The following is a 26,259-nucleotide window of genomic DNA, read 5'->3' as shown; positions in this document are numbered from 1 at the left end:
GATGGATGTTCTGGTTCAGCTTCTCGATGCCACCATCCGTGTTTCGGTGCCGCTTCTGCTGGCCTGTCTGGCAGGTCTCTATTCCGAGCGAGCCGGCGTGTTCGACATCGGCCTTGAGGGCAAGATGCTGGCCGGAGCTTTTGCTGGCGCTTCCGCGGCTGCAGTGACGGGTTCCGCCTGGGTCGGACTGTGTGCCGCGATGGCAATCTCGATCTGCCTGGCTCTGGTACATGGCTTTGCCTCGATCACGCATCGCGGCAACCAGATTGTTTCAGGTGTTGCGATCAACTTCATTGCTGCCGGCTCAACCATAATTCTAGGCCAGGCGTGGTTTCGTCAAGGAGGCCGCACGCCAGCGCTTTCCGGCGATGGGCGCTTTAACCCCATTGAGCTGCCGGGCGCCGAAGCAGTTCGCGAAGTGCCCGTAATTGGCACAATTTATACCGAACTGCTGTCCGGCCACTCGCTGCTCGTTTATGTGGCATTTCTCGCGGTGCCATTTACCTGGTGGGTGCTGTTTCGCACGCGCTTTGGGCTTAGGCTGCGTGCCGTTGGCGAAAACCCTGCTGCGGTTGATACCGCCGGCATTTCCGTTCCCTGGCTGCGCTATCGCGCGGTGATCTGTACCGGTGTACTAACCGGCCTTGCGGGCGCCTACCTGTCGGTCGCCCAAAACGCCGGCTTCGTGAAGGATATGACGGCGGGCAAGGGCTATATTGCGCTTGCGGCGCTGATATTTGCTAAGTGGAAGCCGGTGCCGGCGATGTTTGCGTGCCTTTTGTTTGGATTTCTCGATGCTGCCTCGATCCGCTTCCAAGGCATGCCGTGGCCAGGCATCGGCAAGGTTCCCGTACAACTGATCAACGCATTGCCCTTCATCCTCACCGTTATCCTGCTCGCCGGCTTTATCGGCAAGGCGATCCCGCCTCGTGCCGGCGGTGTACCCTATGTAAAGGAGCGGTAGCGATTTTTGCCGCACGCCATGTCCCCTGACCTTTTTGCAATTGCCCGGGCCGCGATGGCCAAGGCCTATGCGCCGTATTCCAAATTTCCGGTCGGTGCTGCTATCTTGACGGATGACGGACGCATTTTTGCTGGTGCCAACGTCGAGGTCGCCTCCTATCCGGAAGGTTGGTGCGCCGAGACAACAGCGCTCGGCCACCTGCTCATGGATGGCGGCGGCAAGATCACCGATATTCTGGTGGTGGCCCAGAGAATGCAGCACATCACGCCCTGCGGTGGCTGCCGACAACGCTTGGCAGAATTTGCTACACCCGACGCCAGGGTTCATCTGTGCGACCAGTACGGTATAACAGAAACGATGACACTCGGCGCTCTGCTGCCACGTGGATTTCGCGCTGAGGTTTTGAAATGAAGGAAACCGTCGATCTTCTGGTCGAGCGACTGAACGGGCTTGCGCCGACGGTGGCAGTGGTTCTTGGGTCTGGACTTGGCGGACTGGTCGATGAAATGGAAGATGCCATTCGCATCCCCTACTCCGATTTGCCGGGGTTTCCATTGAGCGGGGTGACCGGTCATGCGGGGGCCGTGGTGGCCGGTCGTTTTGCCGGAGTTCCGGTTCTGTTTTTGGCCGGGCGGGCGCATTACTACGAACATGGCGATGCCGCCGTGATGCGCCCGGTGATTGAGACGCTTGCCGGGATCGGCATCTCAAAGCTGATAGTGACCAATTCGGCCGGGTCGTTGGACCCGGATATGCCAGCGGGTTCCGTGATGTTGATCACTGACCACATCAATTTTTCTGGATCGAACCCGCTTTTCGGAGAACCCACGGACCGCCGTTTCGTGGGCATGACCGAGGCCTACGATGCCAGGCTTCGCGTCGCTATCGAAAAAGCAGCCACGGACAGCGGGACGACGCTCCATAAGGGTGTCTACATCTGGTTTTCCGGGCCTTCCTTCGAGACGCCGGCGGAAATTCGCATGGCGCGGGTTCTGGGTGCCAATGCTGTTGGCATGTCAACAGTGCCCGAAGTCATTCTGGGCCGATTTTACGGGCTGCGGGTTGCCGCCTGTTCGGTAATCACCAACCTGGCAGCCGGCATGACAGGGGGAGAACTGTCGCATGACGAAACCAAGGACATGGCCCCACTTGGAGGCAGGCAGCTGACAACCATCCTGCGAGCTTTTTTCCAGGATGGTGCGGTCCATGGCTAAGACTTTTCCACACAGTCAACCGCGCGCCGGATAGACAAGATGCTGGCGCAGGAACTCATCCGCCTCAAGCGCGACCGGCTGGCACTTCCAGCAGAGGAAATCGCCGCGTTCGTAGCCGGTATTACCTCGGGAAAGGTGGGCGAAGGCCAGATTGCGGCGCTGGCAATGGCGGTGTGCCTGAACGGGATGAGTCGGGCTGAGACGGTGGCGCTGACGTTGGCGATGCGTGATTCCGGCAAGGTGCTCGACTGGTCGGACCTGCCCGGCCCTGTAACCGACAAACATTCGACCGGCGGGATAGGCGACAATGTCTCGCTGGTTTTGGCGCCGATCATTGCCGCCTGCGGCGCTTTCGTGCCGATGATATCTGGCCGGGGCCTTGGCCATACCGGCGGGACGCTGGACAAGATGGACGCGATTTCCGGCTATCGCACTGATGTGGATATCGCTGCCTTTCGCAGCGCGGTTCTGGATGCAGGCTGCGCCATTGTGGGTCAAAGCGCTGATCTCGCGCCCGCCGACAGGCAGTTTTATGCAATCCGTGATGTCACCAGCACCGTGGAATCTGTGGCGCTGATTACAGCGTCCATTCTTTCGAAAAAGCTCGCTGCAGGCCTTCAGTCCCTGGTCCTCGACGTGAAGCTCGGAAACGGCGCCTTTATGAGCCGCAGCCGCGACGCGACCGAACTTGCGACGAGCCTTGTCGAGGTTGCCAACGGTGCCGGGCTCAATGCGACTGCTCTGGTGACCGGCATGAACGAGCCGCTGGCATCTGCCGCTGGCAACGCCGTGGAAGTGGCCAATGCCGTCGAATTTCTGACCGGCCAAAAGCGCGACCGACGTCTTTCCGAGGTTGCGATGGCACTCGCGGCCGAAATGCTGCAATCGTCAGGGTTGGCCGGTTCGCACAAGGAAGGACTGGTGCAGGCAACCAGAGCGCTGGACGAGGGTAAGGCAGCGGAAGCGTTTGGCCGCATGGTGGCAGCGTTGGGCGGGCCGTCCGACTTCATCGAGCGCTGCACAGTCTATCTTCCTCGTGCGCCAGTCCAGAAAACTGTGACTGCCGAGCAGGCGGGCTTTGTCACGGGTGTCGAAACGCGCGAGATCGGACTTGCTGTGGTGGAACTCGGCGGTGGACGCAGGCAACCCTTTGATTCTGTCGATCATGCAGTCGGAATGACCGATCTGGTGCCTGTCGGCAGCGAGGTGAAACGGGGCGATGCGCTGGCTATCATTCACGCTCGCTCAGATGATGAGGCCGAGCGAGCGGCAGGGTCGGTTATCGCCGCTTACGCAATCGGGCCATCGCGTCCGCCAGCGCAGAAATCTGTCTTGCGCCGTGTCGGCAGCCGGTTCTAAAACTGGGTCCGCTCATTCCTCGAGGAGAAGCGTGTTATTTTCGATTTGAAATTTTTGCAGACGGCTCAGGAATGTCATGCCGATAAGAGTGTTGCCGAGCGCATCGTCTTCCAGCACTGCAGCCTGAACATCTTCAATAAGAATTCGGCCTATAGCGATACTCTCGATCAAGACGCTGGCGGCGCGCGTAACGCCATTGGCAGTGCGGATCTCATATCTGAAGTCATCGGGGGTGAGGCTGATGCCGAGATTGCGTGCCGTGGAGCGGTTAATGGCGACCGTGGTGGCGCCGGTGTCGATCATCGCTTCAACACGGCGGCCGTTCATGCGGAACTCCGAGACGAAATGGTCTCTCGGGTCGGCGGCAACCAGCGCTTTGCGGCCCAGCGGAGATACTGGCGCGCGGGGCACTGCCGATGTCATCGCAGCCATATGCGCAGGTGCAGCGCCCGGCGATGAAAAATCTGGGTCCGGCCCTTCCAGAAACTGCTGAATGGCAAACGGGCTCGACTGGTAAACAGCGGGCACGGCCACTGAGGCGGCGACAAGGAACAACAAAGGTACAATGTCTCGCAACATGGCAAAGCCCTTCTGACAGAGCTTGACCTTACTTGGGAGGCATGACCATGCGTTTAACGCGATAGTTCAACTTAAACGTGTTTTTGTTCGGGGGCGGAGTAGCGTGGGTGCCGACGTGGCTCCAGCCCTTATTTGGTCCCGTACATGCGGTCTCCCGCATCGCCCAGTCCCGGAACGATATAACCTTTTTCATTGAGCCGACGGTCTATTGCCGCGGTGAACACGGGCACGTCCGGGTGGGCAGCAATAAAGCGTTCGAGTCCCTCGGGTGCAGCGAGAAGGCAGAGGAAACGCAAATTGGTGGCACCACGCTGCTTGAGCAAATCGATGGCGGCGATAGCCGAATTGGCGGTGGCCAACATTGGGTCGACTACGATGACGAGACGGTCGCCGAGATCGCCTGGCGCTTTGAAGAAATATTCCACTGCCTGCAGGGTGTCGTGGTCGCGGTAGAGCCCGACATGGGCCACGCGGGCGGCAGGCACTAGATCGAGCAGCCCTTCCAGAAGGCCGTTGCCGGCTCGCAGCACCGATGCGAAAACCAGCTTCTTACCTTCCAGCGTTGGCGCTTCCATCCTTTCCATCGGCGTCTCGATGGTTTTGGTGGTCAGCTCCAGATTTCGCGTCACCTCATAGCCAAGCAACAACGAGATCTCGCGTAGCAGACGGCGGAAGCCGGCAGTTGAGGTCTCCTTGTCGCGCATGATGGTGAGCTTGTGCTGGACAAGCGGATGGTCGACGACGGTGACGCCCTGCATGGTTCTCGCTCCGGCAATTGATCCCTGGGAATGGTGAATAGTGAGTGGAGAATGGTTTGACCAGAGCTTTGGCGAACTCAGCGGGTCTTGCCAAGTTTCGCGAGGAGCGCAGCCTTGGTCTTGCGGTCGACAAACGCTGCCTCCAAGGCGGTGCGGGTGATCTTTGTCAAGGCACTGGCGTCGAGGCCGAAATTCTCTTTGCCGATCAAATATTCACGCTCCAGCGAGGTCCAGAAATAGGGCGGGTCATCGGAGTTAAGGGTCACCTTGCAGCCGGCTTCACGCAGTGCGTTGAAGGGATGGCTGGCGAAGTCTGGAAATACACCGAGTGCAATGTTTGAACCGGGGCAGCATTCCAGCACCACGCCCTCATCTGCGATGCGCCGGACCGTGTCGGCATTTTCGATCGCGCGCACGCCGTGGCCAATGCGGGCCGGACGAATATGATCTAACGCCGCCTCCACACTCTCCCAGCCACCGAATTCGCCAGCGTGGACAGTGATGCCAAGCCCTGCCTCGCGTGCAATCTCGAAGGCGCGAACATAATCTTCCATGTGACCCTGCCGTTCATCGCCGGCAACCCCGAAACCAGTGACCAGTGGATGGCCACAGCGTGCGGCGAAGCGCGCGGCTGCCTCAATTGAGGCCACGCCGACATGGCGCACGCCGGTGACGATCATTCGGCTTTCGATGCCGGTTTTCGCCCTAGCGCGCAGCATACCCTCTCCTAGCGCCTGTGTGTAAGCGAAGGGCGATATGCCGGATTTCTCTGCATGGTCAGGCGAAGTGAAGAATTCTGCATAGATGCACCCCTCGCGGGCTAGGCTGGTCAGGTAGTGATCGGCCAGCCGCGCATAATCCTCCTCAGTGCGAAAGAGGCTAGCAGCAGCGTCATAGGCAGCAAGGAATTCGGTAAAGTCTCTCCACACGAAGGCGCCATCGCGAATGACCCCTGACATGTCGACGCCGTATTTAGACGCCTGCTTCAAAACAAGGTCGGGCGCTGCCGCACCTTCTATATGGCAATGAAGTTCTGCCTTCAGGACCATTTCGTCTCCTTGTTCTGTCCACTGCGGCGCGGCTGTTCACCGCGCCTTAAACAATAGCGCCCGCGTTGGTGATCGGCTATGGTCCGGCCGAAATTAAGCAGGAAGCCATGCAAGATCAGCGCACCACCGCAGCGGGCGGAATGGAAACGTCTTTCGGATTCAGGACCGTCGAGCCAGGCGGCAAGCAGCCGCTGGTCAACGAGGTTTTCCACCGCGTTGCTAACCGCTACGACCTGATGAACGATCTGATGTCAGGAGGGCTGCACCGTTTGTGGAAAGACGCCATGGTGACCTGGCTGAACCCGTCAAAACGGGAAGGCTGGCATGTGCTAGACGTTGCTGGTGGCACAGGTGACATTGCATTCCGCATCGTCGAGGCGTCGCAGCGCAACGCACATGCAACCGTTCTCGACATAAATGGGTCGATGCTCGCTGTCGGGCGCGACCGAGCAGAGAAGGCTGGGCTTCTGGAATATACGGAATTCGTTGAGGCGAATGCCGAGGAACTGCCGTTCGCCGGCGAGACGTTCGACGCCTACACTATCGCTTTTGGCATTCGCAACGTGCCCCGCATCGAAGTAGCTCTGGCGGAGGCATTTCGGGTGCTCAAGCCCGGTGGGCGGTTCCTGTGTCTCGAGTTCTCTGCCGTGGACATGCCGCTTCTGGACCGTGTTTATGAAGCCTGGTCGTTCAATGCCATCCCGCAGATAGGAAAGCTGGTGACGGGCGATGCGGAACCCTATGCCTATCTGGTCGAATCCATTGCCAAATTTCCTAACCAGGAAAATTTTGCCGCGATGATCGGCCGGTCCGGCTTCGAGCGGGTATCTTTCCGTAATTATTCAGGCGGCATCGCCACGGCCCATTCAGGCTGGAAGCTTTGAAGGTTTTACGCCCATGAGTTCGGTCGGTGCTGCATTCCGACTTGCCCGCGCTGGTTGGGTGCTGGTTCGAGAGGGCGTGGTAGCAGCCCTGCCCGGCGACCAGCTTAGTGGTTTGCCCCGTTTCGGCTGGAGGCTGGCGCGGTTGCTGGCACGGCGCCGCGCGCTGAATCAGGAGCGTTCGGAACGGTTGGCCAATGCTGTGGCAAGGCTCGGCCCTTCCTATGTAAAGCTTGGCCAGTTTCTGGCGACCCGTCCCGATGTAGTGGGCAACGATATTGCGCTCGATCTGGCCTTGCTGCAGGACCGGATGGAGACGTTTCCGAAGTCACAGGCAGAAGCGCTGGTGGAGGCCTCGCTGGGTCGCGCCTTAGGCGACCTCTACAAGAGCTTCGGGGAGCCGGTGGCAGCCGCCTCGATCGCGCAGGTTCACCCAGCCGAGGTGCTGCGCGATGGCGTGGCGACCAAAGTCGCAGTCAAGGTTATACGACCTGGTGTGCGGCGACGTTTCCACCAGGATCTGGAGAGCTACTTCCTGGCCGCACGGCTACAGGAGCGGTTTTTGCCTTCCACCCGTCGTCTGCGACCGGTGCAGGTGACCGAAACGCTTGCCCAGACGACCCGTATCGAAATGGATCTGCGGCTGGAAGCTGCAGCTCTTTCGATGCTGGGCGAGAACACGCGCGAGGACCCAGGTTTCCGCGTGCCGTGTGTCGACTGGGAACGCACTGGCGGCGATGTCCTCACCATGGAGTGGATCGACGGCATCAAAATGTCGAACGTTTCGGCCATTGCAGAGGCCGGCCATGATTTGAAAGCGATTGCAGCCAATCTGGTGCAATCCTTCTTACGACACACGCTACGCGATGGTTTCTTCCATGCCGACATGCATCCGGGAAATCTGTTCGTCGATCCGGACGGCACCATTGTCGCTGTCGACCTTGGAATTTCGGGGCGGCTCGGCAAGAAGGAACAGAGGTTCCTCGCCGAAATCCTCTACGGCTTTATCACCCGCGACTATCTGCGTGTGGCCGAGGTACATTTCGAAGCGGGCTATGTTCCACGCCACCACAGCGTGGCAGCATTTGCGCAAGCCATTCGTGCCATTGGCGAGCCTATCCACGGCCAGCCCGCCGAAACCATTTCGATGGCCCGGCTGCTGACCCTCCTGTTCGAAGTGACCGAGCTTTTCGACATGGACGCGCGCCCCGAGCTTGTCCTCTTGCAAAAAACCATGGTGGTGGTGGAGGGCGTAGCCCGCACGCTCGATCCCGCGTTCAATATGTGGAAAACAGCCGAACCAGTGGTCGGCGACTGGATTGCAGGAAATCTCGGCCCGCGTGGCATTCTCGCCGACGCCCATGAGGGTGGCCGCGCGTTGCTCAGCCTCGCCCGCCAACTCCCCGAATTCGCCGCCCGCACCGAGCGTCTGTCCCGCGCCGTTGATGCTATGGCCGAAAACGGAATGCGCTTCGACGACGACACCGCCAACGCCATCGGCAAAGCCGAAGCCCGCCACACCCGATCCGGGCGCATCGCGCTTTGGGTCATCGCACTGACGCTGTTGTGGATCGCAGTGCAGATGAGCTAGCAATCGTGACCATTTTCAGCTTCAGCAAATCTATTCATATGGGCTAAAGCTGTTCCCTGAAAACAGCGTGGCTTGAAGGCGGAGAGAGCATGACACTCTCAGACAAGAACATACTTCTGATCATAGGCGGCGGGATCGCCGCGTATAAATGTCTCGATCTCATTCGACGGCTGCGCGAGCGCGGTGCATCCGTGCGCTGTGTTATGACGCATGCGGCGCAACAATTCGTCACGCCATTATCTGTCGGCGCTTTGTCTGCCGACCACGTCTTTACGGACCTCTTTGAGCGCCAGGATGAACATGATGTCGGCCATATCCGCCTGTCGCGGGAGGCTGACCTTATCGTCGTGGCACCGGCGACGGCGGATTTGATGGCCAAGCTTGCCAATGGCCTGGCCAATGATCTGGCCTCTACTGTGCTCTTGGCCACCGACAAGCCGGTTTTGGTAGCGCCTGCCATGAACCCCAGAATGTGGGCGCACAAAGCCACATTGCGCAATGTGGCGACCCTGCGTGCGGATGGCGTGCACTTTGTGGGCCCGCGCAAAGGCGAGATGGCCGAAAGCAATGAGACCGGTGAAGGCCGCATGGCCGAACCGCTTGAAATCGTTGCTGCCATTGAAAGTCTTGTCGATACAGCACCCAAACCGCTTGCCGGCAAGCGCATCATTATTACTTCTGGGCCGACCCATGAGCCTATTGATCCAGTGCGCTATATTGCCAACAGATCCTCAGGCAAGCAGGGCCATGCTATCGCCGCTGCGCTGGCCAGGCTTGGTGCAGATGTACAGTTGGTATCTGGTCCGGTCGATCTGGATGATCCTGACGGCGTTTCCACAAATCATGTGCAGACCGCGCGCGAAATGGAAGCGCAAGTGCATGCGCTGTTGCCAGCCGATGCCGCAATTTTCGTCGCAGCCGTTGCCGACTGGCGCAGCGCTGATTCTGCCGACGAGAAGATAAAAAAAGTTGCAGGTGCTGGCGCGCCAGCCATTCAGATGGTGGAAAACCCTGACATACTCGCAGGTGTTGGGCACCACAAAAACCGCCCCTATCTGGTGATTGGCTTTGCGGCAGAGACCCAGAACATGATTGACAATGCTAAAGCCAAGCTAAAGAAAAAGGGCGCGGATCTCATCGTTGCCAATGATGTAAGCCATCAAGGTGGTGCGATGGGTGGGGATGATAATATGGTATCAATCATCTCCCGCACGGGTACCGATGAATGGCCTAGAATGCCCAAGGAAGCCGTTGCTGCACGTCTTGCGTTGCTGGTTGCAGAGCGATTGAAGACGATCAGCGTTTAGCCCCTTTTGCTTTTTGCGCGAGCCCCTCAATGATCCTTTCGCCACCTGTTCTTGAAACGCAACGGCTGATCCTGCGCGGCCATCTGGCAAGCGATTTCGATGCTATTGCAGCACTTTGGGGTGACGAGACCACAGCGCGCTTCACGACGGGCAAACCCTCGACGCGCAATGAAAGCTGGCAGCGCCTGCTGCGCTACACCGGTTTATGGCCCATGCTCGGATTTGGATATTGGGCTGTGACCGAGAAGGAAAGCGGCCTCTATCTCGGAGATATCGGATTTCTAGATATGAAACGCGACCTTCAGCCTTCCATCGAGGGTTTTCCCGAGGCTGGCTGGGTTTTGCACCCGTCGGTGCGCGGGCGCGGCATTGCTGTGGAAGCGATGGACGCCGCGCTGGATTGGGCCCAAAGAAGCCTGCCTCATAAACGGGCTGTGTGCCTAATCAACCCAGAAAACCATTCATCGCTGCGTGTTGCGGCGAAGCTGGGCTTTGTTGAATATACGCGCAGCCAACTCAAGGACGAGGACCTGCTCCTTCTGGAACGCGCCCTCCGTTGATGGACTAATTCGCAGGCTGCTTGGTCTTGCGCAGATAGGGCAGGATCGTCTCAAACGCACCAAAGCGGGTGATCGCGTCTTCATTTGATACGGCGGCGGTGATGATCACATCTTCGCCCTGCTGCCAGTTGGCAGGTGTTGCCACCTGATGCTTTGCCGTAAGCTGGATGGAATCGATGGCGCGCAATATCTCATTGAAATTGCGGCCTGTTGTCATCGGATAGGTAAGGATCAGCTTGATTTTCTTGTCCGGGCCAATGACGTAAACTGAACGCACTGTCGCATTATCGGCGGGCGTGCGGCCGGCAGCGCTGTCGCCAGCATCTTCGGGCAGCATGTCATAGAGCTTGGCAACGGCCAGATCATTATCGGCGATCAGCGGATAATCCACCTTGTGACCGGTCGCCTTTTCTATATCCGCTTTCCAGCGGTGATGGTCTTCGACCGCATCCACCGAAATGCCGATAATCTTGACATTGCGCTTGTCAAATTCACCCTCAAGACCGGCCATTGCGCCGAGTTCGGTTGTGCAAACGGGAGTGAAATTCTTGGGGTGTGAGAAAAGCACGGCCCAGCCATCGCCAATGAAGTCGTAAAAGTTCTTCTGGCCGTGTGTGGTCTCTGCTGTGAAATCCGGCGCAAGCTGATTGATGCGAAGGCTCATAATCGTGTCTCCCTGTCTCGCTTATTTGTGGAATGTAATTCCGCCAGAACTCAGGCCGCGTCTCGCACCTGGTAGTCTTTGATGGTCTTGAAGCGCACGGCTTTCCAGCGCTCGGCCTCATAATTGAGCGAAAACTCATGCTGCGCCAGGAACACCGGATCATCATCCAGATCTCGGGCAATATCACCGCGATGGGCTTCGATGAAGCGGTCGATCTCGGCTGGATCATCTGCTTCCATCCAGCGGCATATCGAAAAGCGTGCCATCTCGAATTCGACCGGCAGCGTGTATTCGGCAGACAGACGTTCTTTCAAAACATCGAGCTGAAGCGCGCCGACTACACCGACGATTGCAGGCGAGCCGTCTTCTGGTGAGAACAGCTGAACCACGCCTTCTTCGGCCATCTGGTGAAGCGCTTCCTTGAGTTTCTTGGCCTTCATGGCATCGCCAAGACGCACGCGGCGCAGGATTTCGGGGGCAAAGTTGGGAACTCCGCGGAAGAGTATCTCTTCGCCCTCGGTCAGCGTGTCGCCGATGCGCAGTGTGCCGTGATTTGGAATACCCACCACATCACCTGCAAAAGCCTCATCGGCGGTGATGCGCGAGCGGGCGAAGAAGAATTGCGGTGCAGACAGGCTCATTGGCTTGCCGGTGCGGACCAGCTTGGCCTTCATGCCGCGCTGAAGCGTACCGGAGCAAACGCGCACGAAAGCGATGCGATCGCGGTGATTTGGGTCCATATTGGCCTGAATCTTGAACACAAAGGAGGTCATCTTCTCTTCTGTGGCCTCGACGCGGCGGGTATCTGCTTCCTGGGCGCGGGGCGGCGGGGCGAAAGCGCCGAGCGCTTCAATCAGATCGCGCACACCGTAATTGCGCAGCGCCGAGCCGAAATAGACCGGCGTGAGATGGCCTTCGCGAAACGCTTCCCGATCAAATGGACGACAGGCTTCGCGGGCAAGGCTGAGTTCTTCGATAAAGGCTTCGCGCTCATTCTCGGGCAACATGCCGGCTGCCAGAGCGCTTTCAGGACCATCAACCGGGGTGCGTTCTTTTTCGGCATCGCCGTGGCGGACTGCATTTTGCTGCAGATGATAGGTGCCAGAAAATGTCTTGCCGCGGCCAATTGGCCAAGTGATGGGCGCCGTATCCAACGCCAGCTTTTGCTCGATTTCATCTAGTATTTCAAAAGGATCGCGGCTTTCACGATCCATTTTATTGATGAAGGTGACGATCGGAATATCGCGCAAACGGCACACTTCGAAAAGTTTTAGCGTGCGTGGCTCAATGCCCTTGGCCGCGTCGATGACCATGACCGCGCTGTCGACAGCCGACAGCGTGCGGTAGGTGTCGTCGGCAAAATCTTCATGGCCCGGCGTGTCGAGCAGATTGTAGACATTGTCCTCATATTCGAAGGTCATCACCGAGGTGACGACGGAAATGCCGCGCTCGCGCTCGATCTTCATCCAGTCGGAGCGCGTCTGGATACGGTCTCTTTTGGCCTTCACTTCACCCGCAAGCTGGATGGCACCACCAAAAAGCAGAAGCTTTTCAGTCAGCGTGGTCTTGCCGGCATCAGGGTGGGCGATGATTGCAAAGGTGCGGCGGCGCGAAACCGCTTTTTCAAGGTCGTCAGTCAATGTCGAAAAATCCATTCTGGTCGCGCGGCTTCTAGCAGCGGCATGGCGGACTGTCGAATTGTTTAGCCCGGCCTGCTTTAGGCGGGGGGTTGGGTGATGCGTAGCAAATGGTTGTCCCAGACATAATCGTCCATCACGGTCCTTTGGCCCGCCGCATCGAGAATAGTGCCGGTGCCTGAAGTGGCAAGGAAGCTATCGCCCTTCGGCGCGATGCCGCAGACTTCGGTTAGGCTCTGGGTGGCGCGCATCGTGCCGGTGGCGGCGTCGATAATAGCAAGCCTGTTGCCTTGCGGAGAGGTCACCGCAACGGTGCCGGCCTCCCGGTTTGTGGTGACGGAACCGACATAGTTGCGTAAGCTGGAAAGCGCATCCTGAGGCATGTCGATGAGGCTAAACTCCGCGCCCGGCGCGGCACGGCCGACAAGCGGCGGGAAGTCGCTGGCTGGACCTTCATACTGACAGCCAAACCAGACGATGCCCGCGCCGTCAACATCCATATGGCGGATCGAAAGCTGATGCAGCCTGGTGGGTAAGACATGCCGCTCGACGAGCGAGCCGTGCTCGCGATCAAGGAAGACCAGCGAGGGCTGCATGGTGGCGAGGTTGAGTTTGGCGCGGCCAAAGTCGGGATGGGTCTCGATGCCGCCATTGGCAATGGCAAGAGTCTTGCCGTCCGCCATCAGCAGCAGATCGTGCGGGTCCATGCCATGGGTCGGGAACTCACCGACACGGGTAAATTTCTGTGTTGCGTCATAAACACCGATCATCCCGGCGGCGTTGTCGAAATCGTTTTCGGTTGCGTAGAGCAGCTTGCCATCGGGCGAAAATACGCCATGGCCAAAAAAGTGGCGGCCTTCAACGCTTGTGATGGTCAGCGGCGCTCTCTCACTGACGTGATCGAACACTACGGCAAAGGTGCCGGGCCGGCGGGCAAACACCACCGCGCGGCGCGAGACGGGATCAAAGGTGACGTCATGGCCACGGTCCGGCAGTGGTGCCGTGAACAGAAGCTGACGGTCTTCTGACAGGATGCCAACTCCATAGGTTCCGTCGCGGCGCTGAAAGGCGGTGGCGTAAACTGCATCCGCCGCCTCTACAGCGCCCAGCGCTGACGGCGAAAGCATGGCGGTAAAGCCCGCACCTGCTGCCCGCAGGAATGCGCGCCGGCTGATAAGCATCGCTAATCTCCATCGAGCGAGGAAAAGCCGGCGGTGAGGTCAAGCTCCCCGGTCAGCCGCATGCCAAAAATTTCCGAGAGACTGGATGTCACCACCCCATAATAAACGAGCTTCCCTCGGATAGCCTCATCGGCAAGTGCCTTGTCGATCGGGCCTGTGACGGAACTCGCCGCGGACATGCCATTGTTGAGCTCGAATTCGGCAGAACTGGCTATCCAGCTGGCGGTATCGGGCAGAGCCAGTTCGATGCCTGATGCGTCGAAAAGGCTCTTCAGACCGCCCATCATGCCGGCCAGCATCGGCCCGGTGTTCTGCGAACGCCAGTAAAGCGCCTGCTTGGGCCGGTCGCCCTGCGGCTCATCGGCCAGGAAGGCACCGAGCCGCTGATCGCGGAGAAGCTCTAGCCCGTTGATGAAAATTTCCAAAAACTCGGTAAGCGCCTCGTCGCCGGTGCGGTAGAGCGGGTTTTCCGGGCCAAAGTTGGTCCAAATGCCGGCAAAACCGCTCGGTTCTTGCCATTCAGCGGCCACTGCACCGGCGATGGATTGGAGATTGCCTGCGACGGCGTGCCCGTAGGCACAACGATAGCCTTCTGCGCCCGTCTCGGCCAGCGTGTCGGCATCGGCTCCAAAAAGGATGAATTCCAGCGCGCCCAACCCCTGCATCGCAACGCTCTTTTGCGCCAGTTGTGCGGGATCCGTGGCCGTGGCATCGCGGGCCGCGAGCGCCGCTTGCACCTGCCTGAGGCCCGTGCCCTTGCGATCGGGCCAAAACAGGATGCGCTCCAGTCGGTTCTCCACGGTGACCGGCCCGAAGCGGACCAGTTCGACTCGCGACCAGTGCAGCGCGGCCCTAGAGAATTCCTGACGCGCTTCTCCAAGGGATGCGTTGGATGGGGTACGGCAAAGCGCACCCATCGCCATATCAAGCGCTTCTGTCGAGGCATGAAAATCGCTGTAGGCTGGGCGAATGAACCCGTCGATCGCCTGCGTGACGACTGCCTTCGTGTCGACCTCGGACGCCCCGGCTGAGGGGACAAGGAAAGGCAGCGCAAACAATATGGCAGCGGCCAAGCGTTGAAAGACCATCTAAAGCGACTCCAGGAAGGCGATCAGCGCATTGCGCTCTTTTGTGGGCAGTGCTGCAAATCCGGCGCGGGCTTTTTGCGCCTCACCACCATGCCAAAGGATGGCTTCGGTGAGGTTGCGGGCGCGGCCGTCATGTAGAAAAAAGGTATGGCCGCTGACCTGTTCTGTGAGCCCTATGCCCCACAGCGGCGGAGTGCGCCATTCACTGCCATCGGCGTCGCCCACCTGTTGGCCATCTGCCAGCCCACTCCCCATGTCGTGCAGCAGGAAGTCGGAATATGGCCAGATGAGCTGGAAGGCATGCGCTGCGTTGGGCGCATCGCGCCGGGTGACATACTTTGGCGTGTGGCAGGACGCGCAGCCGAGATCGTAAAACACTTTCTTGCCCGCGAGAACATCCTGCGAACCGGCACCCCGGCGGGCCGGCACGGCAAGGTTTTGCGAATAGAAGGTGACCAGATCCATGATTGGATCGGGAGCTTCTACGCCACCCAACCGATCCTGAACGCCATTGGGGAGCGCGAGACAGTCGACCTGTGCGGGCGTGCAGTCGCCCCAATGTTTTGGTACTTCCGGCGTGGAGATGCCTATATCGCCGGCAAAGGCTTCGGCTGTCTGCTGGCGGATCGAGGCGGCGGATGCCTTCCAACCAAAACGGCCAAGCGCCAGTTGGCCCGATACAGGATCGCGGATAAACGCCGCCTTGCCGGAAATGCCGTCGCCGTCGCGGTCATCCGGGTCGGAACGGGCCAGGATGTCGGCGGGGTGGATCTGTTCGACGAGCCCGACCCCGATCATTTGGGGGGTAACGCGAGCCGAGAGCGTCGTGCCGGGCGCGAGCGGCCCCTGTGCCAGGTCGACTGCGGAGTAGCTGGGGCTGCGCAGCGAAAATTGCGTTCCGTCGCCGAGCGTGACAGGTATGTCCTCATAGGAAATTGACATTTTGCCTTCGGCTACCAGGCCCGGCACCGCCAGATCTTGCAATTGGCCGCCATAGACGTAATCAGGGAAATTAAGGACTTTGTGGTCGGCAATAGCCTGACGCTCCTCTTCGGTTTCAGCCTGCCTGGCCAGACGCAGGAACATGGAGGTGGCGTCGGAATTTCCCTCCGGCGGGTGGCCGCGGCCATCCTTCAGATGGCAGCTCTGACAGGCGCGGGCATTGAACAATGGGCCGAGCCCGTCGGAGGCTTGCGTGGATGAGGGTGACGACACCCACAACTTGCGAAACAGCCCGTTGCCGAGTTTGAACTTGCCTTCCTCTTCAAAAGTGAGATTTGCCGAGGATCGTGAAAAGGCATCGCGGTTCGGCCGCTTGCGCGATGTCGCAGCGCCGGCTGGCAGGTCTTCAAAGGGCTCTGCCTTTGAGAAGTCGTCTGTCGCGCGGGTGATCGCCTCAACCCGCGACATTTCCACATCCGTCAGGTCCTGTCGTGTGGCGTGGATAACTGCTGCCGCGTCATTTGCGTGAAGGGTTGGCGCAGTGACCGCAACCAGCATGACCGCAGCAAACACCACCCGGACAGGGTGGCCGTTCAAAAAAAGGGCATGCCGGCGCGCGCTCTTCCATTCGTCAGTCGCGCGCGCCATCCATTGTCCTATTCCGCGTCGTTTGCCGATGCGGCGTTGAGCAGGCCGTATTTTTCCTCACCGAGCGAGGACAACAGGTCGAGCTGAGTTTCGAGGAAGTCGATATGGCCTTCCTCATCCTGGAGCAGTTCTTCGAATAGTTTCATCGTCACGTAGTCACCGACTTCGTCGCAGATTTCGCGTGAGCGCTTGTAAGAGGTGCGGGCGTCATACTCACCAGCAAGATCCGACTCCAGCACTTCCTTGACGTTCTGGCCAATCCTGAGAGGGCCCACGGATTGGAGGTTCGGGTGCCCTTCAAGGAAAATGATGCGCGCGATGATCTTGTCGGCGTGATGCATTTCCTCAATGGATTCGGCACGTTCCTTGTTGGCCAGCTTTATGTAGCCCCAATCCTCGAGCAGTCGATAATGCAGCCAGTACTGGTTGACCGCGCCGAGCTCAAGGAACAGTGCTTCGTTAAGCCGCTCGATGACTTGTGGTTCGCCCTTCATGGGGTCTGCTCCCGAATTGAACCCGCAGCGCGCGCACCCGGTCCAGATGTGAAACGACATCCCCGGGCGCCTGCAATCGCGCGTGGTAGGTTTCTGTTACCCGGATGATCGTTTCGACCACATTTGGGAAGCAGCCGCAACAGCGCCCGCGCTTGTGCATGGCGTGATACACTTTTGCTGGCACGATGAGCACCCAAGGATCCGCATCGAGCAGGTCGATGATTGTCTCTTCGATCTCTTTGGCCGTGATGACGTTGCAATGGCAAATCAGCATTATGAAACCGGTATTGCTGGCGGGTGCGACACCCATGGCTTGGGACGTTTTACTGGAAAATCTTGGCAGGTGTATCAAGACTGTCGGACCCCTCAAAGGCGATCTCACCGAGCTTCAGTGTGGTGACCACACGCTCGATGGATTTGGTCTGGTCGATCAGGGCATCGATGGCTGCCTGTACGGCGGCGTTGCCTTCAGCATTCCCTTCCCCGATCTGCTGGTCATAGGCCTCGCCAGCCTCGGCCCGGGCCTTCACGGCCTCCATCCTGGCCACCGTAGCATCGAGCTTGGCTGAAAGCTCTGTGTCCAGCGCATCGTCTGTTTGCTTCACCAGGGCGGAAACAGATGGCCCCTCAACGATTCTTCCATCCACTCGGGCATAACGACCAAGATAGATATTGCGAATGCCGACAGCGTCGTAAAGATGCGAGTTGTGCGTGTTGTCGGAAAAGCAATCTTGTTCCTCTTCCGGATCGTGCAGGAGAAGGCCAAGCTTCATCCGCTCACCTGCGAGTTCGCCATAAGACAACGAGCCCATTCCCGTAAGAATGGCTGAGATGCCGGCATTCGCGCCGCGTTCCAGAAGCGCCTTGCGCGCGGCGCCATCGGTGGCCCAGTTGTCAGCCATTTCCTGTAGATCTGCGACCAGCAAATCTGACGCGGCTGCAAGATACTGGCTGCGACGGTCACAATTGCCGCCGGTGCATTTCTCGCGGTCGTAATCGGTATAGCGCCGGGTGCCGGCGCCGGGGCCGTTGCCGTTCAAATCCTGACCCCAAAGCAGGAATTCGATGGCGTGATAGCCGGACGCAACATTGGCCTCGATGCCGCCGGCTTCCTGCAGCGTTTTGGAAATGAACCCAGGGGTGATAACCGAAGCATCGACCGTCGCGCCGTTGATCTCGATCGAAGAATTGGCAATGATATTGGCTGTGTAAAGCGTATTCTCGTCGGATTCGTTGCCATACCCAGCGTCTACATAGTCGATCAGGCCTTCATCCAGCGGCCAAGAATTCACGCGGCCCTCCCAGTCGTCAACCATGGGATTGCCGAAGCGAAACACCTCGGACTGCAGGTAGGGCACTCGCGCAGCTTTCCAAGCCTCACGAGCCTCAATAAGTGCGGCTTCAGATGGGGCGGCGATCATCGCGTCAATCGCACCGTCGAGCACTTTTGCTGTGTTCAGCGCGTCTTCATAAGTGGCGGCACCGATATCGACATAATTAGCAACGATGGCGTTGAGGTCCATTTCGGCGCGAGCCGGCAATATGAATGCTGCGGCTGTCAGCGCAGCTGTTGCTGCGATTGCCAACATGCGCGCGGGATTTCGGGTAAGCGGGAACGGCATCAACAAGTCTCCTCAGGCGCGCTTCTGATGCGCCATGTGCTTTTGTGGCGGCCCCGACCAGCGGTGCGCCCCCGTGAAAAAAGGCTTGGACTTGTTGCGTTCGAACAGATGAAGGCCCGGAGGGGCGCTTGCTGCGCGCCTACGCGCACAACCAGACATCATGTCCTTCAATCAAACGGGTTCAAGGCCCAGACATCAAAGGGATGTGCCTTAAGGGCACCGGTCCATAAAAACGCCTTTAGAGGCGTGAGTCAATGGACCTCCTGGGAAAACCTATATTAAATCAATACCTTGGAACTATTCTAAACTAGAATTGTCATGTTCTGCTACCGTTTGCCATACGGGGGAGTCCGCACGGCCCTGCAAGGCCGCGCGGGACCGCTTTCACTTCTGCAGCTCAGTCCAGATGCGTGTGTAGATCTCTTGCACTTCCGGCGCGCAGGTCTGTGAGGGAACGCCGACTGCTTTGAATTCTTCCGGGACATTGACCTCCGGCGCGTCCTTCATGTCTTCGGGCATGAATTCATCCGAACCGGCAATGCCGTTCGCATAGCGGTGGAAGGCAGAGTTCATAGCTGCGTTCTTCGGGTCCATCATGAAGTTCTGGAAGAGCTTGGCGTTCTCGACATTCTTGGCATCCTTGATCACGCCGACATTGTCGCTCCAGTTGACGAAGCCTTCCTTGGGATAGCCGAAGTGTATGGCAGGGTTCTTCAACCTCTGGCGCAGGGCAGAACCATTCCAGTCGCTACCCGCCGAAAAATCACCGGCCAGCATCTTTTCAATGGTGCCATATTCCATGGCAACCCAATTTGGCTTGGCCGCGACGAGGGTATCGCGCACTTTTTTCAGGATCTCCTTGTCGCCAGTGCACTTCTTTCCGCCATTGTAGAGCACAGCGGCGTCAATGACGTCGTTCATCTCGGGAACGACATTGACCTTGCCTTTCAATTCGTCTGGCGTATCGAAAATGATGCCCCAGGTGTTGATGTCACCCTTGTAGACATCGGTGTTGACCACCACGCCAACGGTACCCATGGCCCATGGCACGGTGTAGTGGCGACCGGGATCGAACTCCGTACCCTTCCATTCTTCGGCGACGTTCTTGAAGTTTTCCATCTGGTCGGGCCGCGTTTCGAGCAACAGGCCTTCCGAAATCCAGATAGCCACATAGTTCTGCGAGGGCACAACGATATCAAATCCGTGGCCGCCCTGACGCACTTTAGCCAGTGCTGTGTCATTAGAATCATAATCGGTGATGGTCACTTTTACTTTGAACTCATCCTCGAATTTTTTGATCATTTCGGGACTGGTGTAGTTACCCCAATTGTAGATATTCAGCACGCCTTCGGCGCTTGCAATGTTGGCCGATGCCAGCATTGCGAGGCCGGCGGCTGTCGCAGTCAGTGTCCGTCTCATGCTAATTGCTCCCTGTTCAGTCGCGTTTTCTGCTGATGAAGAAAAACAGCGTCACGATGGCAACCGACAGCAGAAGAAAGACGGTCGAGATCGCGTTCATTTCGGGCGTGATCGCCCGTCGGAGTTGGCCGAGCATGTAGGTTGGCAGCGTGTCCTGCCCACCCGATTTGACGAAGTTGGTGATGACGACATCGTCGAGCGAAATGACGAAGGCGAGCATCAGCCCGGCCAGGATGCCCGGCCATAAAAGCGGCAGGGTAATGCGTCGAAAGGTTTGCCACGGCGTAGCGTAGAGGTCGGCAGCAGCACGCTCTAGCGTCAGGTCCATTCCTTCAAGCCGTGCCCGAATGGGCAGGTAAGCGAAAGGAATGCAGAAGGCCGTGTGCGCGGTGATGAGATAACCTAAACCCGAATAGCCGGTGGCAACCTTGATCCGTGAAAAGAAGATCAGAAGCGCCACTGCGGTCACAATTTCAGGCACCATTAGCGGCTGATTGATGAAGGCGTATTTGAACGTCAATCCGCGATAGGGCGCCGTTCGCGTTGTGGCGAGCGCTGCCATGGTGGCAGCAGTGGTGGCCAGGATGGCCGCTGCAGAAGCGATTTGCAGCGAGCGCAATGATGCTTCCATCACCTGCGCATTCTTCGCAGCGCTGGCGAACCAACGCAGTGAGAACCCCTCCCACAAGGCAATCGAATCGCCGGCATTGAATGCATAGATGACCAGGATGACAATCGGCGCGTAGAGCGCCACAAAACAGATCACAGCGATGGTGGTGAAGCCGGTCTGGCGTTCAACGGAAAATGGCTTAGCCATGGCGCACCTCCGAGGAGCCTGCATTACGCACATAGGCAAGCAGCGCCACCATGACGATGGCCATCAGAGTTATGGAGAGTGCCGCACCCAACGGCCAGTTGCGACCCTGCCCGAATTGAAGCTCGATCAGATTGCCTAGCATCAAATTCTTGCCGCCGCCCAGCACCGAGGGCGTGACAAAAGCACCTAGAGCCGGGATGAAGACCAGGATGGAGCCAGCAATGACGCCCGGCTTGACCAGCGGAAAAATGATGCTCCGCAAAACCTTGAAGCGGGTTGCGTAGAGATCGTAGCCGGCCTCAATGAGTCGGAAATCGAGCTTTTCCATGCTGGCGAAAAGCGGTAGCACCATTAGCGGCAGGTACACGTAGACCATGCCGATGGTGATGGCGAAATCGGTGAAAAGCATCTGGACAGGACTGTTGGTGATGCCCAGTTTTATCATCAGTGTGTTGATCACGCCTTCGTTACGAATGATCTCCAGCACCGCAAAAGTTCGGATCAGCAGGTTTGTCCAGAACGGAATGGTGATGAGGAAGAGCCATACCTCGCGCATCTTCTCCGCCCGCGTTGCGATGAAATAGGCGGTGGGAAAGCCTAGTGCCAAGGTAAAAACCGTGGTGATGAAAGCCAGCTTGACCGAGCGCAGGAAGATCGACAGATGCGCATCGGCAAGCGACAGTGTGTCATCGAAAATGTCGCGCTCCAGAAGCACTGACACCCAGGCACCGGTAGAGAACTGCCACTTCACATCGCCATAAGGACCGGGCGACAGGAAGGAATAAAGAAAGACGATCAAAAGGGGGCCGGAGGCGGCCACCAGGATAATCAGCAGAGCGGGCGCTGAGAGCAGCCAGCGATTGCGCAGTTCGATGCGCTCTCTCGCCTTGGCTGTTTCGGCTGCACTCGCCATAAGTATCAATCTTTCAGTATCTGAGCGGATTTGTCGGAAATCTGAATTCCCACCGCGTCACCGCGGGCGACATCCGGGGGGCCGCCGTTTTTACTGTTCTGCTGACGGATGATAAACCGGCCGCCATCCGGCAGACCAATGTGGAATTGCGTGTCGGTGCCGAGATAGACGATATTGTCGACCGTCCCCGTCAAGTCCGCCCCATCGCCTTGGGCAACCAGCCTTGCATGTTCGGGACGAACCACAATGCTAACCGGTTTTCCCAGTGCGCTGTCGTCTGGCAGGCTCGCAGTGATCTCGCGCCCTGTGGAAAGCCTCACCCGGGCATTGCCACCATCAACTGAGACCAGCGTGGCATCCAGAAAATTACTCTCGCCGATAAAGTCGGCAACGAAGCGGTCGGCAGGTCGCTCATAAATATCTGTGGGTGCGCCAACCTGAAGTATCTTGCCAGCCGACATTACGGCGATACGGTCCGACATCGTCAGCGCTTCTTCCTGGTCGTGAGTGACGAAGATGAAGGTGATGCCGGTTTCAAGTTGAAGGCGTTTCAGCTCGATCTGCATTTCCTTGCGGAGCTTGTAGTCTAGCGCCGAAAGCGGCTCGTCGAGCAGCAGGACCTTGGGCTGGGGCGCCAGAGCGCGAGCGAGGGCAACGCGCTGCTGCTGCCCGCCCGAAATCTGGCTGGTGCGACGTTTGGCCAGGGGCTCCATCTGTACGAGCTTGAGCATCTCGGAGACGCGTGAAGAGATCTCCGCTTTGGGACGGCCGAGCATCTCCAGGCCGAAGCCGATGTTTTCTGCCACCGTCATATGCGGGAAGAGGGCGTAGGACTGGAAGACGGTATTGACCGGCCGCTTGAACGGAGGAAGGGGAGCAATATCCTCGCCATGGAGCAATATTTCTCCGCGGACAGGAAAATCAAAGCCTGCAATGAGCCGCAAAAGAGTAGTCTTGCCGCATCCCGAAGGGCCGAGAAGGGTAAAAAACTCATTTTCGCGGATAGACACCGAGACGTTGTCGAGCGCGATAACCTGAGCTTCGCCGGCACCGAAGACCTTGCTAACTCCCTTTACCTCGATAGCGTTCTTACCCGGTTGATCCGGCACGAAAACCCCACATTCTCGCCGCTGTTCCCTAGCGGCATTTTTTGGAATGTCAGCATATGGGGAATGCCTTGGCAAGCGCGCGATGCCCTTCACCCCGACAAAGATTTAACCACACACCTCCTGGAAGAAGACAGTCCGCCGATTGAGGAGGTTCGGCGGGCCATTTCTGTGCGATTCAGGGAGGAGGTTGATCGCATTGAAAATGACGAGGTCTCTATTGATTATGAAATGCTTAAAAATGTTTATGCGCGCATTGTCACAGCGATGGTTTGCTGACGAACAGCGCGTATCGGTTGTTGCTGTCCTTCAGTTCAGTGGAAGTGCCGAAGCGGTCAACAAATTCCGCCTGCATTGGGGTGGGCACGAGAATGCTGGCTGGACCACCTTGCGCCAGCCAAACCGCAAGCGCGTCCGTGTTTTCAAAGCGGGCAATTGTTGCCCGCGTGTAAAATTCAGCTGAATAGTTACGCTGGCCGAGCAGGGCAATGCGTCCGGGCCCGGCCTCGCTGATCAGGTGCGCTTGGCTTGGCAGCGCGTCCAGATCGGGGAACAGCGCCGCTCCGAGCGTCAGCACCGCGAAGACGACAGCCATGATCCCGGCTGCCAATGCAGCCCGGAGGTCTCCGCCCATACGCGAACTGCGCCACAAAAGCGTCCCGAGAAGCGCGGCAGGCAGGATGGCCGGCAGGACATAGGCGGGCAAGATGTTGGCTGCCGCAGTGAAGACGAAGAGAGGGGAAAGGACCCAAAAAAACAGATAAAGCTCCAGCCCGTCTGCTTGCGAGCGGATGGGAAGCCCGCGGCGCAGCCTGTAGAAAAACTCAGGCAGAAAAAAGCTCCATGGCAAGGCGCAAGCGAGGAAATAGACCCAGATCATGCCGTATGCATGTGCCCGTCCGGCGCCGTAGAGATCTCCGGTCCATCCCGGAACCAGGAAACGTTCTATGTGCTCGCCGATGATGAAATAGTAGAGGAATCCCGGCGTCGCGATTTCGGCAGCTACATACCAGGGCACGACGGTGACTAATACCAGTGCAATGCCGCCCAGCCATGGAAGGTTCAAGAGGTCACGCCAGCCGCCACGCCACAGCATGAAGGCGGCAATCGGCAACGCGGCCAGCACGGTTGCAACTGGCCCCTTCGCCAGCAGACCGACAGCGATGCCGACGAAAAACAGCCAACCCCAACTGCGTGATCCACCTAGACCCGCAAAAAACCCGGCCATGCACAGCGTCAGGCCGAGAGTCAGCACCATATCAGTCATCACATAGGCCGATGCTCCGAAGAAGAAGGCCGAGCTCGCCGCGACCAGCACAGCTGTGCGTGCAGTATCGCGCCCCACGCAAGAATTCGCCCAACGCCAGAAGGCGTAGAGCATGGTCAGCGAAGCGACAAGTATGAAAAGGCGTGCAGCAAAAGGCGTCGGACCCAGGAGTAAAATGCCCAGCGCGGACAGCCAGGTGTGCAGCGGAGGCTTGGCCCAGAAAGGGATGCCATAGTCGAATTGAGGTGTGATCCAGTTGCCGGTCTCGGCCATCTTGCGCGCGATCTCAGCGTAGCGCGCCTCGGTCGGATCGGTGAGAGGCAGCCAGATCATGGCCAGAACGCGGATCAGAAGCAGCGAAGCGAGGAACCACCAAACGCTGGAAGGACGTATTACCATTCTAAACCCGCTCTTTTCTTGTTCTTTTCAGAGACGATATTCGGCAATGATCTGAGCCTCAATGGCGCGTGATCGGGGTGCATGCCCAGTGCATTGCAAGGGATCGGTAGCATCACCTGGGTGTACCATCACCACGCAGTCCTGCCCCGCTTGTGCGATCACTCTCGGGAGCCACCGCGCAACGTCGTGTGGTCGGTCCAACCGCAGGAAGCCGGAAAAATCCTTATTGGTCTGGCAGCGTTGGGCACGGAACAGCCGGCGCGCCCACAAGGCAAAAATCATGATCAGCACTGTCTTGTTGCCACCGGCTCGTACATTCAGCCATTTTTGTGCCCACGTTGAGGGTACAGGGATGCGCAGCCAAGCATTACCTGCCAGAGGAGCGACCAATTTGGCGACGCCGGGAAACACATGACAATGCTGGTGGCCGTCGATAAAATCGGGGCCCTCGCCGAAAAGGTTTACAAAAATATCCGCCTGGCTGCTGAGGGCGCGGTTGATTGCAGCGCGCTGCAAACGCCCGGCAAGCCCCATTAGCAGCAAGGAACCCAGCCGCCAGGTCGCGCCGATGCCCGGCAACTCATGTGTCAGGTTGAGATGCAGTCCCACCTGAGCCACGCCTGCCCGGCGCAGTGCGCGAAGCCGGGAAATATCTTGGGCCGTTATTGCGGTGTTCACCATCACCGACGTTCCATCGAGTTTACCCGCTTCAAGCAGGCTCAGGATTACCCGGTCATGACCGCGCCCCAGGCCAAAATCGTCGGCAATCAGCATTGGTCAGATATCGTATCGGGTGCGGGACTTTCCCGAAGCGCGTTCATGCCGGCGTCGATATCTTCGGCCACGATATAGGCAGGGCGCTTTTTCGATTCGGTCACGGCCTTGCCGACATACTCGCCGAGTAAGCCCAGAAAGATCATCTGAACGCCGCCGAAAAATGCAGTCAATGCGAGCAAGGATGCTATCCCCGAAGGTGGCGAGGAAGATAGCAGCCGCTCGACGATGATATAGATACCGTACAACATGCTGGCGCCAGCTATGACACCACCAGCAATGCCCATAAGACGCAGCGGCGTGGTGCTGAAACTGGTCAATGCGTCAAAAGTTATTGCGAGGATGCGCAGCGTGGTGAACCTGGATGCGCCGTGCAGGCGCGCCGCCGGCGTGAACGGCAACCCAATCTGACGAAAACCGATCCAGCCATAGAGCCCCTTCATAAAGCGTTCGCTTTCAGGGAGACTGCGCAGCGCGTCCATAAATGGCCGGTTGATCAGCCGGAAATCGCCGGCATTCTGGGGAATCCGGAAACGTGCGCCACGATTGATCACCCAGAAGAATGCACGAGAGAGCCCCGCACGCGCCCATCCTTCTGCCTCGTGTCGGGTTGTTTTGTAAGCGTATACACTGTCGGCTCTGCCCTCCAGCCAGATACGCACGAACTCGCGCACCATTTCAGGGGGATGCTGGAGGTCGGCATCCATCAGGACTGCCGCGTCTACGTCCTGCGCCGCATCGATGCCAGCGCTGAGGGCCGCCTCCTTGCCGAAATTGCGCGAGAGCTTGATGATGCGTGCGGGGCGGGTACCAAAATCATGTGCGGCGAGGCGCGCGAACGAGGCATCCAGACTGCCGTCATCGACAAAAACATAACGGAAGGTGACCGAGTACTCGTGTGAGATCGAATCGCAGACCGTATTGAGCGCCGCGAGAAAATCCTGCAAGCCTTCGGCTTCGTTGAAAACCGGTACCACGATGGCGATCGTTCGGGTCATATCAGAGGCTCGCGAAGAACAACGAAAG

The 26,259-nt window shown here is 58.4% G+C and carries 27 protein-coding genes; 9 read left to right on the top strand and 18 right to left on the bottom strand.

Annotation, left to right across the window (positions count from 1 at the left end):
• Window position 1: 1 nt before the first annotated feature.
• The 4 genes from GA830_RS06790 to deoA are packed head-to-tail and all read left to right on the top strand — an operon-like array spanning window position 2 to window position 3,537.
• Window positions 2-964, top strand: a complete 963-nt coding sequence (locus tag GA830_RS06790; RefSeq protein ID WP_195164298.1) for an ABC transporter permease — start codon at window positions 2-4, stop codon at window positions 962-964.
• A gap of 18 nt (window positions 965-982) precedes the next feature.
• Window positions 983-1,375: a cytidine deaminase gene (cdd, locus tag GA830_RS06785; RefSeq protein WP_195164297.1), complete on the top strand. Its 393-nt coding sequence runs from the start codon at window positions 983-985 to the stop codon at window positions 1,373-1,375.
• Entirely contained in the window at window positions 1,372-2,178 is an 807-nt protein-coding gene (locus GA830_RS06780) for a purine-nucleoside phosphorylase (protein WP_195164296.1), read from the top strand. Before cdd ends, GA830_RS06780 begins: the two co-directional genes overlap by 4 nt.
• Before the next feature lie 39 nt (window positions 2,179-2,217).
• The gene (gene deoA, locus GA830_RS06775; protein ID WP_195164295.1) at window positions 2,218-3,537 is read left to right on the top strand and encodes a thymidine phosphorylase; all 1,320 of its coding nucleotides are present in this window, start codon (window positions 2,218-2,220) and stop codon (window positions 3,535-3,537) included.
• A gap of 12 nt (window positions 3,538-3,549) precedes the next feature.
• On the opposite strand, the gene GA830_RS06770 is transcribed toward deoA, so the two are convergent.
• The 3 genes from GA830_RS06770 to GA830_RS06760 all read right to left on the bottom strand — a co-directional run bounded on the left by GA830_RS06770 (window position 3,550) and on the right by GA830_RS06760 (window position 5,923).
• A complete protein-coding gene (locus tag GA830_RS06770; RefSeq protein WP_195164294.1) occupies window positions 3,550-4,116 on the bottom strand; it encodes a retropepsin-like aspartic protease family protein in 567 nt (188 codons plus the stop codon).
• A 128-nt stretch (window positions 4,117-4,244) separates the two neighbouring features.
• Window positions 4,245-4,874, bottom strand: a complete 630-nt coding sequence (gene upp / locus GA830_RS06765; protein WP_195164293.1) for a uracil phosphoribosyltransferase — start codon at window positions 4,872-4,874, stop codon at window positions 4,245-4,247.
• Between the two features lie 77 nt (window positions 4,875-4,951).
• Complete coding sequence (locus GA830_RS06760) at window positions 4,952-5,923, bottom strand: adenosine deaminase (protein WP_195164292.1); 972 nt, start codon at window positions 5,921-5,923, stop codon at window positions 4,952-4,954.
• 107 nt (window positions 5,924-6,030) lie between these two features.
• Here GA830_RS06760 and ubiE point away from each other — a divergent pair, with 107 nt between their 5' ends.
• The 4 genes from ubiE to GA830_RS06740 all read left to right on the top strand — a co-directional run bounded on the left by ubiE (window position 6,031) and on the right by GA830_RS06740 (window position 10,262).
• Window positions 6,031-6,807, top strand: a complete 777-nt coding sequence (gene ubiE / locus GA830_RS06755) for a bifunctional demethylmenaquinone methyltransferase/2-methoxy-6-polyprenyl-1,4-benzoquinol methylase UbiE (protein ID WP_195164291.1) — start codon at window positions 6,031-6,033, stop codon at window positions 6,805-6,807.
• Window positions 6,808-6,820: 13 nt separating this feature from the next.
• Window positions 6,821-8,395, top strand: coding sequence for a 2-polyprenylphenol 6-hydroxylase (gene ubiB, locus GA830_RS06750; RefSeq protein ID WP_195164290.1), 1,575 nt, complete (start codon window positions 6,821-6,823; stop codon window positions 8,393-8,395).
• 89 nt (window positions 8,396-8,484) lie between these two features.
• On the top strand, window positions 8,485-9,702 hold the full coding sequence (gene coaBC, locus GA830_RS06745) for a bifunctional phosphopantothenoylcysteine decarboxylase/phosphopantothenate--cysteine ligase CoaBC (RefSeq protein WP_195164289.1): 1,218 nt from the start codon (window positions 8,485-8,487) through the stop codon (window positions 9,700-9,702).
• Between the two features lie 29 nt (window positions 9,703-9,731).
• Window positions 9,732-10,262 carry a GNAT family N-acetyltransferase gene (locus GA830_RS06740; RefSeq protein WP_195164288.1) on the top strand — a complete coding sequence of 177 codons (531 nt, stop codon included), beginning with the start codon at window positions 9,732-9,734 and terminating at the stop codon, window positions 10,260-10,262.
• Window positions 10,263-10,266: 4 nt separating this feature from the next.
• On the opposite strand, the gene GA830_RS06735 is transcribed toward GA830_RS06740, so the two are convergent.
• From GA830_RS06735 to GA830_RS06680, 12 genes are all read right to left on the bottom strand, one after another.
• Entirely contained in the window at window positions 10,267-10,926 is a 660-nt protein-coding gene (locus tag GA830_RS06735; RefSeq protein ID WP_195164287.1) for a peroxiredoxin, read from the bottom strand.
• 50 nt (window positions 10,927-10,976) lie between these two features.
• On the bottom strand, window positions 10,977-12,566 hold the full coding sequence (locus tag GA830_RS06730) for a peptide chain release factor 3 (RefSeq protein ID WP_195164286.1): 1,590 nt from the start codon (window positions 12,564-12,566) through the stop codon (window positions 10,977-10,979).
• A 77-nt stretch (window positions 12,567-12,643) separates the two neighbouring features.
• Window positions 12,644-13,744, bottom strand: a complete 1,101-nt coding sequence (locus GA830_RS06725) for a DUF1513 domain-containing protein (protein WP_195164285.1) — start codon at window positions 13,742-13,744, stop codon at window positions 12,644-12,646.
• Window positions 13,745-13,746: 2 nt separating this feature from the next.
• Window positions 13,747-14,832 (bottom strand): imelysin family protein, encoded by a 1,086-nt coding sequence (locus GA830_RS06720; RefSeq protein WP_258045581.1) that lies wholly within the window; start codon window positions 14,830-14,832, stop codon window positions 13,747-13,749.
• Window positions 14,833-16,371, bottom strand: coding sequence for a di-heme oxidoreductase family protein (locus GA830_RS06715; protein WP_374939308.1), 1,539 nt, complete (start codon window positions 16,369-16,371; stop codon window positions 14,833-14,835).
• 59 nt (window positions 16,372-16,430) lie between these two features.
• Window positions 16,431-16,916, bottom strand: coding sequence for a bacterioferritin (bfr, locus tag GA830_RS06710; protein WP_195164284.1), 486 nt, complete (start codon window positions 16,914-16,916; stop codon window positions 16,431-16,433).
• Window positions 16,882-17,190 (bottom strand): (2Fe-2S)-binding protein, encoded by a 309-nt coding sequence (locus tag GA830_RS06705; RefSeq protein ID WP_195164819.1) that lies wholly within the window; start codon window positions 17,188-17,190, stop codon window positions 16,882-16,884. Before GA830_RS06705 ends, bfr begins: the two co-directional genes overlap by 35 nt.
• A gap of 49 nt (window positions 17,191-17,239) precedes the next feature.
• A complete protein-coding gene (locus GA830_RS06700; protein WP_195164283.1) occupies window positions 17,240-18,538 on the bottom strand; it encodes an imelysin family protein in 1,299 nt (432 codons plus the stop codon).
• 384 nt (window positions 18,539-18,922) lie between these two features.
• Window positions 18,923-19,957, bottom strand: coding sequence for an ABC transporter substrate-binding protein (locus GA830_RS06695; protein ID WP_195164282.1), 1,035 nt, complete (start codon window positions 19,955-19,957; stop codon window positions 18,923-18,925).
• 16 nt (window positions 19,958-19,973) lie between these two features.
• On the bottom strand, window positions 19,974-20,774 hold the full coding sequence (locus tag GA830_RS06690) for an ABC transporter permease (RefSeq protein WP_195164281.1): 801 nt from the start codon (window positions 20,772-20,774) through the stop codon (window positions 19,974-19,976).
• On the bottom strand, window positions 20,767-21,687 hold the full coding sequence (locus tag GA830_RS06685; RefSeq protein ID WP_195164280.1) for an ABC transporter permease: 921 nt from the start codon (window positions 21,685-21,687) through the stop codon (window positions 20,767-20,769). Before GA830_RS06685 ends, GA830_RS06690 begins: the two co-directional genes overlap by 8 nt.
• 5 nt (window positions 21,688-21,692) lie before the next feature.
• Window positions 21,693-22,697 carry an ABC transporter ATP-binding protein gene (locus GA830_RS06680; RefSeq protein WP_258045650.1) on the bottom strand — a complete coding sequence of 335 codons (1,005 nt, stop codon included), beginning with the start codon at window positions 22,695-22,697 and terminating at the stop codon, window positions 21,693-21,695.
• On the opposite strand from GA830_RS06680, the gene GA830_RS19935 reads away from it, so the two are divergent.
• Entirely contained in the window at window positions 22,578-23,072 is a 495-nt protein-coding gene (locus GA830_RS19935; RefSeq protein ID WP_258045708.1) for a hypothetical protein, read from the top strand. The genes GA830_RS06680 and GA830_RS19935 overlap by 120 nt on opposite strands.
• On the opposite strand, the gene GA830_RS06670 is transcribed toward GA830_RS19935, so the two are convergent.
• The 3 genes from GA830_RS06670 to GA830_RS06660 are packed head-to-tail and all read right to left on the bottom strand — an operon-like array spanning window position 23,053 to window position 26,231.
• Entirely contained in the window at window positions 23,053-24,459 is a 1,407-nt protein-coding gene (locus GA830_RS06670; protein ID WP_195164277.1) for an ArnT family glycosyltransferase, read from the bottom strand. The genes GA830_RS19935 and GA830_RS06670 overlap by 20 nt on opposite strands.
• Window positions 24,460-24,486: 27 nt before the next feature.
• Window positions 24,487-25,233: a ChbG/HpnK family deacetylase gene (locus GA830_RS06665; RefSeq protein ID WP_195164276.1), complete on the bottom strand. Its 747-nt coding sequence runs from the start codon at window positions 25,231-25,233 to the stop codon at window positions 24,487-24,489.
• Window positions 25,227-26,231 carry a glycosyltransferase family 2 protein gene (locus GA830_RS06660; protein ID WP_195164275.1) on the bottom strand — a complete coding sequence of 335 codons (1,005 nt, stop codon included), beginning with the start codon at window positions 26,229-26,231 and terminating at the stop codon, window positions 25,227-25,229. Before GA830_RS06660 ends, GA830_RS06665 begins: the two co-directional genes overlap by 7 nt.
• Window positions 26,232-26,259: the final 28 nt, after the last annotated feature.

The organism is Mesorhizobium sp. NBSH29 (genome assembly GCF_015500055.1).
GTDB lineage: Bacteria > Pseudomonadota > Alphaproteobacteria > Rhizobiales > Rhizobiaceae > Neomesorhizobium.
This window is presented reverse-complemented; position numbering and strand designations above follow the sequence as displayed.